Origin of the sequence: Phragmitibacter flavus, assembly GCF_005780165.1 — a bacterium.
Classification (GTDB): domain Bacteria; phylum Verrucomicrobiota; class Verrucomicrobiia; order Verrucomicrobiales; family Verrucomicrobiaceae; genus Phragmitibacter; species Phragmitibacter flavus.
In genome coordinates this window covers 186178-200720 of record NZ_VAUV01000012.1, presented here as the reverse complement: position 1 = coordinate 200720, position 14543 = coordinate 186178, and the positions used below count along the sequence as shown (strand labels likewise).

The window sequence follows — 14543 nt, the reverse complement described above, 5'->3', positions numbered from 1 at the left end:
ACTACCACGCCGCCACTCCCACCCCTTCGCAGTGTTCCGACCAGCGTATCGGCGATCAAATCGAACGCATTTTCAAACACCACCGCCGCCGTTACGGACACCGTCGCATCTGGCACGAACTGGCCGGACGCGGCATCACCTGTGCCCCTGCTCGAGTCCGCAGGATCATGGCCCGACGAGGCCTCAAAGCCCTTCAACCCAAAACCTATGTGCCCAAAACCAGCGATGGCAGAGCCGACAAACCCTCTCCCAATCTGCTGTTGGGAAACGCTCTTCCCACGCAACCCGATCGCGTCTGGGCGGGGGATATCACCTTCATCCCCACCGCCAATGGATGGCTCTATCTGGCCATTGTCCTGGATCTGTGCACCCGGCGCGTGGTTGGCTGGTCACTGGCGCAACACATGCGCAGTGGCCTCGTTGCTGACGCCCTTGACCAGGCCTTGCAATCACGCCGACCTGCACCTGGGCTCATCTTTCACAGCGACCGCGGGAGTCAATATGGCAGCGGCCAATATCGGTCCAAGATCCATCGTGCCGGCATCCAACAGAGCATGTCAGCCCGAGCCAACCCCTACCACAATGCATGGAGCGAATCGTTCATGGGCACCCTCAAAACCGAGATGTTACAAGACGGATGCTTCATCAACGAGCACGACGCCCGCATCGAGCTCTTCGCCTTTATTGAGGGTTACTACAACACCCAACGCAAACACTCCTCCCTCGGCTATCAAACTCCAACCCAGTTCGAAGCCAATTTAATCACCCTAAACTAACCAACTACTGGTCCAGAAATCCGTTGCATCTCAATGCCTTGCCCAAGGCCATGACTCACAGACTATAAGTATTATTTATCTAACTCAAAAGCCATCTCGCCCTACAGATCCGACAATGCCAAGACCTTGTTAGTCCAACTAATCCCTGAGCTCAGTTCAAACCCGGAATCAAGCCCATCGATTGCGCACTTCGAATCACCTGGCAACAAAATGACCGACAGCCAAAGTATCTCTTGTTAAATGAGTTTAGGCACCCTCAATGTATCAATCGTTGATGGGCCCAAAACCTGCTTTGGTCTAATGAACCGTCAATGACCGCAATGCCGTCTATATGCATATCACAATACCTCGTCCACTTTCCCTTCGACTTATTCAAATGCTTCCTGATGAAGCCACAAGACGGAATTCTTCTCATCGCAGCCAAAGACTCATTCGCGTTATGCACCAATTCTCTGCATTCGCCTTGCTCTGCATCGCCCTCCTGATCCCTCCTTCCAGCGCATCTGGTCAGCAGTTGTGGATTTCCGGGACGAATTCCTCTTCGATCCCCTACCAGCCCCACCACATAGGCGTGGTAGATCTGAGCACCGGAAACATCAGCCAGCAGGTCCAAATCACCGGCCTTGGGGCGAACGAGATTTTCACCGATATCGCATGGGATCCTAGCGGTAACACGCTTTGGGGACTCTCTTACCGCCAGACTCCTTCCTACGAGAGTTTTGTCTATCAAATCAATCATCTCACCGGTGCCGCCACCTTGGTCGATTCCATCACAGGGTATCGCATGCAATCGCTTGCCATAGATGCTCTAGGAGAAATGCTCTACATGGCTCCGCTGGATTCGGCGTTCCTGACAAGTTATGACATCGTCGCCCTCAGTTTCACCACAACCCCGCTGTCAGCCCCCCTCGGCTCACGCGGCGACATGGTCTTCGGACCGGGAGGCGCGCTCTATTCTTCCACACTGCAATTCTCTTCTCCCTTCACCGAAAGTATCGTGGCGGTTGATCCCGTTGATGGCACGGTCACCAGTTTGATCAATACCGGTGGCGATCCACAACTCTACGCGATGGCCTGGATGAACGAGACCTCGGACCTGCTCGCGATCGGTGGCTTCGCCGGCTACACGCCTTCCGGGGGATTTCCTGGCGGCGCGGGGCAGATCTATTCGCTGGATCCATTGACTGGGACGATCACTTACACCTCCACGCTGAATCTGGCAGGGACAGGCTTCAGCTCGTTTATCGGCGGCGCTTCCGTCCAGGCTCCCGAACCCTCGGCGGGTTTCCTGGTGATGGTTGCAGGCCTCCTGGCGTTCCGCCGTCAGAGACCTTCTCTGCCGTAAGTGGGCGATCAACATCCTGAACCGTATCTTCCGCCACCTGATCAGCAGGATGGAAATTCGCCGCGCTGTTTCCAGTCAGGGCTCTGTTTATTGCTCCCCTACGCGCCACCGACTATCCCCCTTTAGTCTCCAGATTTCGAGCAAATTTCAACGAACTTGAATTGTGAAAATCGAGACAAGCGATTAAGCAATGATAGGAGATCGTAGTCCATGTCGCTCAACGAAAGTAGACCACCACCCAAATACTCACCTCGATCCTGGAAACACCGGGAAGTAAGGCCTGAGGCGCTTGATTCCATCAAGCACGATGATCCTCTGGCCGTAAGTGCGCGAAATGAATTGAATATCGTGAACTTTCTCATGGGGAATCACAGGTGGATTGTTCGTCAACTACACCGCCACCTCCGCCCCGGATGGAGGGTTTTGGAGTTGGGAGCGGGGAGTGGTTTGCTCGGCAACAAAATCATAAAGAAACTAGGCCTGAATCCGAGATGTCTGATTGGAAATGATGTGATCCCCCGACCAAAGACCTGGCCAGAGGAAGCACTTTGGCAGACGGGTAGCGTATTGGATGGTTCATTGCCCGAGGCTGAAATCATTGTCGCCAATCTTCTCCTGCATCAGTTTGATGACCAAGAATTGGCTACATTCACAGATTCTCTACCTCCAACCTGCCGTTTGATTCTAGCAGTCGACCCCTTGCGAAGCCGAATGGCCTTATGGGAAGGAAAAATCATGGTGGCCATCACCCGGATGAACCCTTTGACCAAAGTTGATATGGAAACAAGCGTGCATAATGGGTTCCGAAATAATGAACTCCCAGATGCACTTCCACTTCACGGATGGACATCCCAAGTGTCCACAACGTGGCGGGGTGGATATCGAGTGAAAATTCACCGCAACGAATCGAGCTAGACTGGAGCGGTGAAACTTTATTCTTCCCGGAGGCTAAAGCGCTGGTGCGCCCTGCTGAAGCCTCATTTTGTAACTCCACACAGCACATGCCGCGAAGTAGTTTAATGCGAATTGGTGATCACAAAGAGAACTCGAAGTGGTCGATATTGAGCTTGAGGCGAGAGCCACGTAACCTGTGAGGCCCAGAATTGAATCGTCAAACCCTGGCACACACTTCAGAGTATCCACCGCTTGATGGATTACTTACAACAATGCGAGGACGCTTTGAGCTTTTTCAGTCAGTTTTCAGATCGCCCAAACAAGCTCCACTTCTTCTTCGCGGGTTTTGGTGGAGCATCCAGATTCAGATCCGCCAGCTCTGGCGGAGTTTCGGCTCGAACTTCCACCGGAGTGCCGATCTGCACGTTGGAAAAAAACTTCTGCGCCATCAAACGTGGCAGGCGAATGCAACCATGCGACGCCACCCGGCCCGGACGGGGGATTCTGCCCACGTGCATCCCCACGCCATCATTGGTCATGCGCATGAACAACGGCATGTGCGACGGACTGAAGGTGTGCCCCTCAGGAACTGGCTTTTTCCGTGTGTCAAAATCGCCATCCACCACTTTCCCCTCAGCATCCAAAAGTTTTCCATACAAGTTCGAATGTTTGTCGACCACCTTCTCAAGAATCTTGAAGCTGCCGGTCGGCGTCGGATGAGAAGAGATGCCTGTTGCGACATAGGTCCAGCCAACAATGCGGTCGTCTCGGTAAAAAAGCGCCTTCTGTTTATCCAAATAGATCACCACGGACGCCTTGCCGGGGACCGAATCGCCCCTCCAATCATGCATCTTGAACGCCTGCTTTTTCTGCTCCACAGGCGGAGCGGGCGGAGTCGCACAAGAGGACAAAAGCAAGCTTACAGCCAACGCGCCAGCGCTCAAGGATCGGGCAGAAACAACAGCAAACGGGATCTTCATGAAGGGGATGGAATGCTCCTCCCCTACACACGAAGCCCCAAACTGACAAGTGGTATCTGCTCAGGCAGACACAGGTCAGGTTAATCCACCCGCAGTTTCAGCGCCTTCAACTCTTCCAACTGCTGCTTGGATGCATCGGTAAGCGGGTTCCCCTTCAAATACAGGTTCAAGTAGGGAGCAAAGCGGCGCTCACCGTCCATGTCCTTTTTCAGCATTCCATGCAGCGGGGTGATATCCGCAATCTGATTGTTCTCCAAAAATAGAAATCTCAGACCCTTCAATGGTTCAAGAGGTGCCAGGTTGGTCAATTGATTCCCCTTCAGAGACAACATGCCCAGCCACTTCAAGGAACCAATCCCTTCGATGCTGGTCAGTTGGTTATTCTCCAGGTAAAGGGACGAAAGCTTGGGCAGCTTGAACAAGGCCGAGGCATCTTTGATCTGGTTTCCTGCCAGATAAGCCGACGTCAACGCCGGAACCTCCCCCAGCGCCTTCACGTCCTGCACCCTGTTTCCGGTAAGGTCAAGGTATTGCATTGCCTTGAGCGTTCCCAGTGACGTGATGTCGGCGACCTGGTTGCGCGCCAAATCGACATACTGAAGCCGCTTCAACCCTTTCAACGGCGACACATCCTTGACCGCATTTCCTGCCAGTTCCAACTGCGCCAGCGAAACACATTTCTCAAGCCCGCTCAGATCGGCAATCTGCGAGTCCTCACCGCGCACCATTGAGATGTTCTCGACATCAGCAATCGTCAACGGCTCCTTGCTGTCCCGTTTGGCGAACACCTGTTTGCGGACCGCCGCCTCAAGATTTTTGTCTTTGAAAATCACCGCCGGCACCGGGGCAGGCTTGGGTGCGGTTTTGGCCGCTTCGGGCTTCGGTTTGTCCGCAGCCTTCGTCGGTGCAGGAGCAGGTTTGGGCGTTTCGGGCTTTTTCTCTTCAGGTTTTTTGGCGTCGGGTTTCTTTTCCTCAGGCTTTTTGGCTTCGGGTTTGGCGGGGACAGGTGCAGGCTCAACTTTCGGAGCCGCAGCTGGAACCGCTGCAGGTTTGGCTGCCTCGACAGGTTTTGTCGGCGCGGGCGCAGCCACTGGTGCCGGATTTGGCTTTACCTCTGCCGGAGGCGCGGCAGGAGCCGGTTCCTGCGCATGGACTGAAGAGCAGGCAAAGGCAAATGTCCCAACAAAAAGTGGACCAGCAAGCAATCGAAGTTTTGATGTGATCATGGATGAGATTTTGGTGCGAATCAGACAGTCAATACGACCCAAAGGATACAAACTTTCCGATTTGCATCAACCTCCTCATCCCATCCACAACCATTCCTCACCTCCAACTATCGAGGGGGCTCGGTTGCCGCACCCCCGCCCAGCACCTGATCATCGTTGTCCAAAGTCTCCAGGATGACCCCAGATCGGCTAAATTTCTTTTTCGCCATCGCCACCGAGATCCACTCGAACTCCTCAGTGTTCTCCAAAAACACCTTCATCATCATGGTCAACGGCACCGCGAGAAACATCCCCACCGGACCCCACAGCCAGCCCCAAAACACCACCGACACCACCACCACGAGGCCGGAGATGCCGAACCTTCGTCCCATCAGCATCGGCTGCAACAGGCTGTCGAGGCAAAAATTGATCAATGCATAACCCAAAGCCACTCCGACGGCCGAACCGAAGCCATGCACCACCAAGGCCTCGATGATGGCCGGAAGCCCTGCGGCCGTCGAACCCACCGCAGGAATGTAGTTGAACAAAAATGCCAAAATTCCCCACAACAGCGGATATCGCAGGTCGAACATCATGCACCACAACACCACCAAAACCCCCGTCGCCACACTGATCAAAGTTTTCACTCCCAGGAATTTCTGAATGTCGTGAGCCGACTGCACCATCACGCTCAGATTGGGACCTCCCGCCTGTCTCACCGCTTCAAACCGCTCCGCCGTTCCCGGTGCCTCCATCAAGATGAACAACGTCACCAACAGAACCACCACGCACGACGCCACCAATGTCACGACTGTTCCAAAGGTCGTCCCGACCACCGAGGTCAACCGGTTCATCACATCCTGCTGTCTTGCAAAATCGATAATACCCTGCATGTCAAAAATCTGGCTTGCGGCCACTTTTGCATCCGTCACTCCTTTGGACTCCAACCATCCCGCACTGCTGTCCACCAACGTTTTTGCCCGTTCCGCATACATCGGCACATCTCGCCAAAAGCTGGAAATCAATACTCCGGTCCCGTAAATCAAAGGTGCCACCGCAGAGAAAATCACCACGACCGTCAGCGCCAACGCCAGCGAATGAGGAACCCGATGCCGGATCAACCAATTCATCAGGGGAAAACTCAACACCGCAAGAAAAACCGCCACCATCACCGGCACGAAAAAACTCGCAGCCGCCTTCATCCCCGCGACCACAATCACGATGCAGGCAATCGTCAGTAAAGCACGACCGCCCCTCATCGACCCGCGCGGCGAAGTGTGTGTGAATTCTTCTTCCTCATTCAAGTTCGACATCTCTTAATACTAAACGAGGAGAGAGCAAAATTCAGCCTCTGAAAATGCAAAACATTGCGAGACCGAGAAAAAACAGTCTGCCCGCCTCGGCGCAAAGACCGGGAAAACTATGTAATCAACCGAAACCGACTGAAGCCCCCCATCAAACCAGCACTTCCGCACCTTTGTGACCCAGTTGCTTCACGGCCTTGTTCAGCTGATCGAATTCGATCGGTTTCTTGATCACCGTCACCGGTCCCGTCGAGAGAATTTTACTCAGGATCTCGCTGTCCGGATAGCCCGTAATCACCACAATTGGCAAATCAGGATGCATCCGTTTCAGCTGTATATACACTTCATCACCTGGAATATCAGGAAGCTTCAGATCCAAAAATACGAAATCAAACTTCTGCTTTTTCGCCAGATTGATCGCCTCAGTCCCAGTTCCGACGACCATTCGCGCCAGGTTCGCCTTCTTCAAAAACTGCTTGAACAACGCCTGCAATGCCGGGTCATCATCCACCACCAAAACCGTCGGCTGACCACCCTCATCTTCTTTGCGCAACACGTCGCGATCCAGCAGGCTCCGCTTGATCCTCCAACGTCCGCCGATCTGAATGGCGGGAAGCTGACCCCTCTGCACGAGATAATAAACCGTCGGCAATGGAATCCGCAAATACTCGGAGGTTTCCTTGACCGTCATCAACTCTGGGTTCTCATCAGCCATAATAAACAATAAAATTTAAAAAATCACCAACCCTGCCAACGCCATCACAATGTGAATTTCCATACCATTCACAAATTACACGCTCATTATGCATTGAACAATCAGCGCAATCAATTGAAAAGTGAGAATTATATCAGGATTGCGACGCTGGGCGCTGCTGCCAAAATTCCTACCAAATCTCTTGTCCGTGTGCGGCTTACATCCAATTCAGAACACCGCGCAATTCTGAGCCGCTGCCCTGAGGAACATAGCTATTATGACAATAGCAGTAAATTAATCTTTACTGCTGCTCATGCGCCCGTAGCCCGTTTATCGCGCAGAAAGTAAATTTCGCGACACTGGAAACGCTATTCTTTGATTCGTTCTGTAATCGCCCCCAGGCTGCTCAGCTTGTCGTCAAGGTGCTCATAACCGCGATCAATATGGTAAAGACGGTCAATCTTCGTCGTGCCCTTGGCATTGATCGCCGCCAGCACCAAAGCCGCTGAAGCCCGTAAATCACTCGCCATCACCGGGGCTCCGCTAAGCATAGGAACTCCCGTGATCCGCGCCGTGTCGCCATCCAGCTCAATGTTCGCCCCCATCCGTTTCAATTCGGAAACATGCATGAAGCGGTTTTGGAAAATCGTCTCCTTGATGCTGCTCAGCCCGGGAATCGTGCAGGCCAGAGCACAGAATTGCGCCTGCATATCCGTCGGGAAGCCAGGATACGGCCGCGTGGTCAAATGAAAGCCCTTTGGACTCGTTCCTTGCATGATGGTCACCGTGTCCTTGGTCGAAGTCACGTCATAACCCGACGACTGCAACAATTCGATGGTCGTTTTCAGGTGCGCCGGAATCACATTACGAACCATCACCCCGTCCCCACAGATCGCTCCCGCCACCAAAAACGTGCCCGCTTCAATCCGGTCAGGAATCACCGTGTGTTCCGCTCCATGAAGTTCCTCGACCCCTTCAATCACAATCCGCGTCGTCCCTGCCCCCTCAATCTTCGCACCCATTTTGATCAGGAAATTCGCCAAATCCTCCACTTCCGGTTCCGCCGCCGCGCCTTCAATGATGGTCGTCCCCTTCGTCAGCACCGCCGCCATCATCACGTTGTCCGTGCCCAAGACCGTCGATCCATACTTGCTGGTCAAGTTCATGGTGCACCCCTTCAAAGGCTCCACCGCCTCGATGTGAATGTTGCCGCCGTCCACCTGCACCTTGGCGCCCAAATACTCCAAACCCTTCAAATGCAAATCCACCGGCCTATCCCCAATCACGCATCCGCCCGGCAATGACACCACCGCCTTGCGCAACCGACCCGTCAACGGACCCATCACACAAATCGACGCGCGCATCTTCACCACCAAATCATAAGGCGTATCAGGAACGATTTTCTCGGCCTTGATGTTCATCGTCCCGCTCGCGCGTTCCACCTCGGCACCCAGCTCCCGCAAAATTTGCAGCATGTAGTTCGTGTCACTCAAATCCGGCACCCGGTGAATCACACACTCATCCTTCGTCAGCAACGTCGCCGCCAGGATGGGCAGCGAGGAGTTTTTGGAACCGCTGATGGTGACCTTGCCACGCAACCGCGTGCCGCCTTGAACGATGAGTTTTTGCATGGATTAATTTAAATAAGAGAAAAAAGAAAATGAGATACTAGCGATCCTCTTCTGCCACCGACTCCGTCTCGACGGCCTCGACAACTTCAGCATCAACATCAATCTCCGGAGCAGTTGCAAACACGAAGCGCTCGATGCCCGAAAGATCCTGTGCGCCGTGCATCTCGGAAAAACCTGCCAATTGCAAACGATTTAACACCGCATTCGCCTGATCGTGATGCAATTCCAACGCCAACATCCCCCCCTTCTTCATTCGCGCCGGGCATCCTTCGATCAACCGGTCCACGATCTCCAAGCCCGATTCCCCACCATCCAACGCCAGTCGCGGATCGCGCAACACCTCCCGGCTCAGCGATCCCATCTCACCGGTTGGAATATACGGCAGGTTCGCCACGATGAGATCAAATTGATGCCCTTGAAGCTCTTCAAACAAATCACTCCTCACGAAGCGAACATTCCGACCTTCCAGCTTCAACCGCGTCGCGTTCAACCTCGCCAGCTCCAACGCGTCCTCCGAAACATCCGCCAACGTCACCTGCGCCCCCGGCCACGCTTTTGCCAGCGACAAACCAATGCAACCCGACCCTGTCCCCATGTCTAATACCGTTCCCGGCACCTTCTCCGCCAACTTCTTCTCCACCAGCAAATGCACCAGATGTTCCGTCTCAGGACGCGGAATCAACGCCCGAGCATCGCTCACAAAATCGCTCCCATAAAAGGGCACCGTCCCCAACAAATGCTGCAACGGCTCGCCCTCGCCCCGACGCTTCAACAGCACCCTCAACGGCTGCAACTGGGCCTCCTCCAATGCCAGATCAAAACGCAGATACAAATCGAGCCTCCGGCATCCCAACACATGCGCCAACAGATGCTCCATGTTCAGACGCGCATCCTCCACCTGCCGTTTCGCCAGGTATTCCGCACCGCTGTTCAAAGTCTCGAGCAATAGTTTCATCCGTTCTTAGTCATTCACACCACCCCGTCATCCAAACGCCGCAGCCGACGGCTCAACACCCGCATCACCTCCACCGCAAACTGCGGCACCTCATGCACCATGAACTCAAAACGCTGACGATTGATCGGCACCAACACACAATCCGACTTCGCCACCGCCGTCGCCGTTCTTGGGCCATCCTCAATCAACGCCATCTCTCCAAAAAATCCATCCTCACCCACCGTCTCCACCACTTTTCCTTTCACCGACAGCTCCACCTGACCCGATTGAATCACAAACATTGCCTCCCCCTGATCGCCACTGCTAAAAATCGTTACCCCGGCAGCAAAACTCACCGCCTTGGTCTCGTCTTCAAAAATGTTGGGTATCTTCATAGTGTAATGGTGTGGAATAAATCTCAGTAAATCCCTGTTGGTCAAGCCGCGACCTCATGTGACGCCGCCCGCCACCATTTGCAACTGCCAGCTGCTTGAGATTCGATTTCTCATTCCACAGGAGGCAACACCGTCGCCAGCCCTGGCGCCAACAACCTGCCGAGGGTGAACTCGATGTGTTTCTCCACCAAATCCCCCATGGAGGCACATCCCGCAAAATAATCCGTGCTGTGATAATCACCCAGCTCCCGCTTCAACTGCTCCACCTTCGCCACCGGCTCCACCGGGTGACTTTTCATGCAGCGAAACAACGATCTCAGCCTCCCCTTCTCCGCCAGAAACCGCCGCGCGATCAGAGTCCGCTCCTCCTGCTGATATTGCTGCATTGTCGCGTAGTTCAAATATTTGGTGCACATCTGCACCACCGGCAGGTTCTCTTTGTAAAACTGCGGCAAATAAATGCTCTTCGCCCCCTCATAACTTTGCTGGTCGAAATCAATGGCCCGCACCCGATACTGCGTTTCCTCAAAGTCCGGCGTCATGTCCATCACATAATTGTAGCTCCGCATGTCCCCCAGCAACCGGATGAAACAGCGCTCGCTGAACTTCACAAACTCCTTCGCCACCCGCACGCGGTTCACGTCCGGCCGGTCGAAATAGTCTTTGATGAACACATCCCCCGGAATCCCCGCAATGTGCTCCTCGATCAACGTGTTCTCATGGCACAAATACGTGATGCTGTTCGGCGACAGCAGATGCTCCAGCTCAAGTCCATACACCCGCGACGCATCCGCCACTTTCACGTAAAAATGGTCATAGTTGTCGTTGTATTGATTCACCACGCGAATCCGGAACGGTTTACTATTTCCAAAACCACAAAAATCCACCCGCTCAATGTAAAGGTGCGGCACCGACTGCATGTCGCCCGTCTTCAACAGCGAATAAATGCTCGTCAACCGCGGCCACAACTCCTCCATCACTCCCCGCTCATACACCACACTGTCCCACAACGTTGACTGACCATCCTTGTCCATCAACGGGTAACAACTCGAAAACCCCATCAAATCCGTATAGGTCGCCGGCAACGGGGCCATCCGACCATAATGCCGAAGGTAGCTCCGCAATTCATCACTAATGCTAATAAACGCCTTGCGACGGGTGATTTTAATTTCTTCGGCCATAGAGGGTTGATTGCAGAGGGAAAACAGCGACGCGACAACTGCGAAAGAATCTTGCCAGAGCGCAGCAAACCTGCCATAAAATTCATTTTTCGTGATAATTCCGTGAAATATCGTTGCTCCATCATCAGCGTTTGCCTGGCCTCCGCGCTTCCATTCGCCCTCGCCGCCCAAGATTTGGATTTGCCCCTCCCTGTGGAAGGTCCCATGCCCATGGTGCAGGCCGATGGAAGCCTCACCCCCACGCTGATCATCAAGCCCCCGATTTCCAAACCGATCATCGTCCCCTCCACCCCGGAGCAGCGCGCCCAGGAAGTCGCCATTCTCGAACTCGAACGCAAACTCGTCGAACAACAAGTCCGCCGCCAGATCGCCGAAGCCCATCAAAACGGCACCACTCAAAAACTCAAGCAGCTCATCGTCATGAACGGCCCGGTCGACTTCTCCGTCAGCCGCGCCCCCAAACCACCTGAGCACGGTGCCCAAAAAGTGGCCCTCGTCGGCATTAACGACAAGGACGTCGCCCAAAGTGTCGAATCTTTCTTCGGTGCCCCCATGACCCCCGAGAGCGAGCAAGCCATTTTAGAGACCGTCAAACAGCAGCTCGCCACCGGCAAACCCGGCGAGAAACCCATGCAAGTCCGCGTCGCCGGCTGGTGGCCCGCCGAAGGCGTCATGGCCGTCAGCGTGGTCTCAGGGAGTTAGTAGCAGATCGCGGACATACCTCCCGCATCTCGCCTTACCAGAAGTCTCCGAACAAACTTGAAGCGATAGAAGGGGAAGAAGACCACATGAAACCTCTTCTAATTCCCGCGTTTCTTTTTTTGACGATTGCGTGTTTTGGGGGCATGCGAAGTGCCCCTGCGCCTTATGCAATCACCTCTCCGGGGGGACATTTCGTATTCTCTATGACACCGGGCCCGAAAGGCAAGGAATACGAAAAAGGGTCTGGCATCTGTTACAAAGTCAATCAGGACGGCACGTTCACAGAGCTCTGGCGAACTAGCGATTGGTATTCAGAAGATATTCAGCTTCATTATGACGGAAATGTCCTCGCTAGCGTTGGCACTTGGCGATCTGGAGATCAAGAAGTCGATGCGAAAGATCTCCTCGCTGTCGCCTTTTACAACAAAGGCAAGCAAGTGGCCCGTTACAAAATTTCCGATCTGGTAAAAGACGAGGAAAAATTAGTTTACTCCGAAGGCGGGCTATCTTGGCTCGAATATGAATTGTATGTAAGCCCCGCGTTTCTTCCCGGAGAAGAAGTTTTCCAGATCAAAACCGTCGATGGCATTCGATATCGTTTTGACATCAACACAGGTGAGATCGTCGACAGCAACAAAAAAGATGCCGACTCAAAGCTCACTGAGCCAGGCAACTGACTTCCCTACGTCCTAAATAATTCCATTACGCCGTCGCCGCCGCCCGCGCGTCATCTTCCAGTCCGCTCTTCTCGAGGTAATAATCATACCCACCCGCATACGGCGACACTTTGCCTTCATTGATGTGCAGAACCTTCGTCGCAATCGACCGGATAAAGTGCACGTCATGGCTGATAAACACCAGCGTGCCCTCGAACCGTTGCAACGCCAGAATCAACCCTTCAATGCTCCAAATATCGAGGTGCGTCGTCGGCTCATCCATCAACAAAATGTTCGGCGGATCCACCAAGAATTTCACCAGGTTCACCCGCGACTTCTCTCCACCGCTCAGCACCTTGATCTTCTTGAAAACATCTTCCTTGCGGAACAAAAACGAACCCAAAATCGCCCTCACGTCATCATCCCTCAACATCGGCGCACTGTCCTTGACCTCATCAAGAATGGTCGCCTCGGGATTTAGCGTATCTGCGCGATGCTGTGAAAAATACCCCAGCTTCGCATTTGCCCCCAATCTCCGCTCCCCTTTCTGAAACGGGATCACCCCCGCCAAAATCTTCAACAACGTCGACTTGCCCGCCCCGTTGGGCCCCACCAGCACCGTGCGTTCCCCACGCTCCACGTCCAGATCAAGCCCCGTGTAAATCTTCTTCTCGCCGTAGGCCTGATGGATGTCCGTCAACGACATCGCCCGCTGACCACCGCGAATCGGCTGCGGGAAGTTGAACCGAAACGCCTTCTTCAGCGGCCTCGGTTTCTCCAGCTTGTCCATCTTCGCCAGCTGCTTCTCGCGACTCTGCGCCTGGGAAGCCTTGGACGCCACCGACCGGAATTTATCGATGAACTCCTGAATGTGCTCAATCTCCTTCTGCTGTGTCCGATACGCCTGCACCTGACGCTCGTAAGCCTCCTCCTTCTGCTTCAAGTGCTCCGTATAGTTGCCCTGATAAGCCACCAGCTTGCCCTCGTCGATATCGTAGGTCGTCTCGATCAACTCATCCATGAAATCGCGATCGTGAGAAATCAGCAAGATTGCGCCCGGGTAGTTCTTCAAATAATTCCGGAACCACAACAGCGACAACAAATCGAGGTGGTTGGTCGGCTCATCCAACAGCAACAAATCCGGCTCGATCACCAGCAACCGCGCCAAATGCGCCCTCATCACCCAGCCGCCACTATACTCCTTTGCCGGCTTGTTGAGGTCTGTCTCCTTGAACCCAAACCCGCGCAAAATCTTCTTCGCCTTGGCTTCTGCTTGCGGATTGTGCAAAGCCTCATGTTGCGCATGAGCCTCAAGGTATTCCGCCGAAGCCACATCCCCCGCATCCTCGCACTTTTTCAAAATCGCCTCAAGCCGCTCCATCTCCCCCCCTTTTCCCGTCGCCACATCCAGAATTGTCTCGTCCCCGGTCGGCTCACTCTCCTGACGCAAATATCCCAAAGTCGTCCACTCATCGCGCTCAATCTCCCCCGAGTCGGGCACATCATCCTTCAGAATCAACGAAAACAACGTCGACTTTCCCGCTCCATTAGGTCCCACCAACGCCACCCGCTCTGCATAGTTCACGGTGAACGAAGCATCTTTAAACAAAACACGACTATTAAACGACTTGGTAACTTTGCGCAGGTTCAGCATGACAATAAAAAGAAAACGAGATCCAAAAGAGAACCCCCAACATGCACCCATTTTCCAACCGAACAATCAACAATCACGCCAAATCACCCCACCACTATTCCTAGGCTCCATCCGATTTCTTGGAGCAATCTGCAAATTCGGCATCGTCCCACCCAATGCCATCAACTTTTGCGACGCCGCTTTATGAATTTT

At 53.8% G+C, this 14543-nt stretch carries 14 protein-coding genes; 5 read left to right on the top strand and 9 right to left on the bottom strand.

Annotated features, from left to right (window positions below):
• The 3 genes from FEM03_RS17155 to FEM03_RS17145 all read left to right on the top strand — a co-directional run.
• Nucleotides 1–776: IS3 family transposase (locus FEM03_RS17155; protein WP_138087515.1), on the top strand; the 776-nt coding region annotated here is incomplete at its 5' end.
• A gap of 439 nt (nucleotides 777–1215) precedes the next feature.
• Entirely contained in the window at nucleotides 1216–2121 is a 906-nt protein-coding gene (locus FEM03_RS17150) for an NHL repeat-containing protein (RefSeq protein ID WP_166442935.1), read from the top strand.
• Nucleotides 2122–2331: 210 nt separating this feature from the next.
• Nucleotides 2332–3036 (top strand): class I SAM-dependent methyltransferase, encoded by a 705-nt coding sequence (locus FEM03_RS17145; RefSeq protein ID WP_138087513.1) that lies wholly within the window; start codon nucleotides 2332–2334, stop codon nucleotides 3034–3036.
• Nucleotides 3037–3314: 278 nt separating this feature from the next.
• Here the strand turns inward: FEM03_RS17145 and FEM03_RS17140 are convergent, their stop codons facing one another.
• The 8 genes from FEM03_RS17140 to FEM03_RS17105 form a co-directional block, all read right to left on the bottom strand.
• Nucleotides 3315–3893, bottom strand: coding sequence for a L,D-transpeptidase family protein (locus FEM03_RS17140; RefSeq protein WP_166442934.1), 579 nt, complete (start codon nucleotides 3891–3893; stop codon nucleotides 3315–3317).
• A 182-nt stretch (nucleotides 3894–4075) separates the two neighbouring features.
• Nucleotides 4076–5221, bottom strand: coding sequence for a leucine-rich repeat domain-containing protein (locus tag FEM03_RS17135; RefSeq protein WP_138087511.1), 1146 nt, complete (start codon nucleotides 5219–5221; stop codon nucleotides 4076–4078).
• A 107-nt stretch (nucleotides 5222–5328) separates the two neighbouring features.
• Nucleotides 5329–6513, bottom strand: coding sequence for an AI-2E family transporter (locus FEM03_RS17130; protein ID WP_138087510.1), 1185 nt, complete (start codon nucleotides 6511–6513; stop codon nucleotides 5329–5331).
• Between the two features lie 142 nt (nucleotides 6514–6655).
• Nucleotides 6656–7219 (bottom strand): response regulator, encoded by a 564-nt coding sequence (locus tag FEM03_RS17125; RefSeq protein WP_138087509.1) that lies wholly within the window; start codon nucleotides 7217–7219, stop codon nucleotides 6656–6658.
• A 347-nt stretch (nucleotides 7220–7566) separates the two neighbouring features.
• Nucleotides 7567–8829, bottom strand: a complete 1263-nt coding sequence (gene murA / locus FEM03_RS17120) for a UDP-N-acetylglucosamine 1-carboxyvinyltransferase (RefSeq protein ID WP_138087508.1) — start codon at nucleotides 8827–8829, stop codon at nucleotides 7567–7569.
• Nucleotides 8830–8866: 37 nt separating this feature from the next.
• On the bottom strand, nucleotides 8867–9784 hold the full coding sequence (gene prmC / locus FEM03_RS17115) for a peptide chain release factor N(5)-glutamine methyltransferase (RefSeq protein ID WP_138087507.1): 918 nt from the start codon (nucleotides 9782–9784) through the stop codon (nucleotides 8867–8869).
• Nucleotides 9785–9798: 14 nt separating this feature from the next.
• Complete coding sequence (locus tag FEM03_RS17110) at nucleotides 9799–10158, bottom strand: cyclic nucleotide-binding domain-containing protein (protein WP_138087506.1); 360 nt, start codon at nucleotides 10156–10158, stop codon at nucleotides 9799–9801.
• 110 nt (nucleotides 10159–10268) lie between these two features.
• Nucleotides 10269–11339 (bottom strand): hypothetical protein, encoded by a 1071-nt coding sequence (locus tag FEM03_RS17105; protein ID WP_138087505.1) that lies wholly within the window; start codon nucleotides 11337–11339, stop codon nucleotides 10269–10271.
• 102 nt (nucleotides 11340–11441) lie between these two features.
• On the opposite strand from FEM03_RS17105, the gene FEM03_RS17100 reads away from it, so the two are divergent.
• Both FEM03_RS17100 and FEM03_RS17095 read left to right on the top strand, forming a co-directional pair.
• The gene (locus FEM03_RS17100) at nucleotides 11442–12041 is read left to right on the top strand and encodes a hypothetical protein (RefSeq protein ID WP_138087504.1); all 600 of its coding nucleotides are present in this window, start codon (nucleotides 11442–11444) and stop codon (nucleotides 12039–12041) included.
• 86 nt (nucleotides 12042–12127) lie between these two features.
• On the top strand, nucleotides 12128–12718 hold the full coding sequence (locus FEM03_RS17095; protein ID WP_138087503.1) for a hypothetical protein: 591 nt from the start codon (nucleotides 12128–12130) through the stop codon (nucleotides 12716–12718).
• A 25-nt stretch (nucleotides 12719–12743) separates the two neighbouring features.
• Here FEM03_RS17095 and FEM03_RS17090 read toward each other — a convergent pair whose 3' ends face one another.
• Complete coding sequence (locus tag FEM03_RS17090) at nucleotides 12744–14351, bottom strand: ABC-F family ATP-binding cassette domain-containing protein (protein WP_138087502.1); 1608 nt, start codon at nucleotides 14349–14351, stop codon at nucleotides 12744–12746.
• Nucleotides 14352–14543 lie beyond the last annotated feature (192 nt).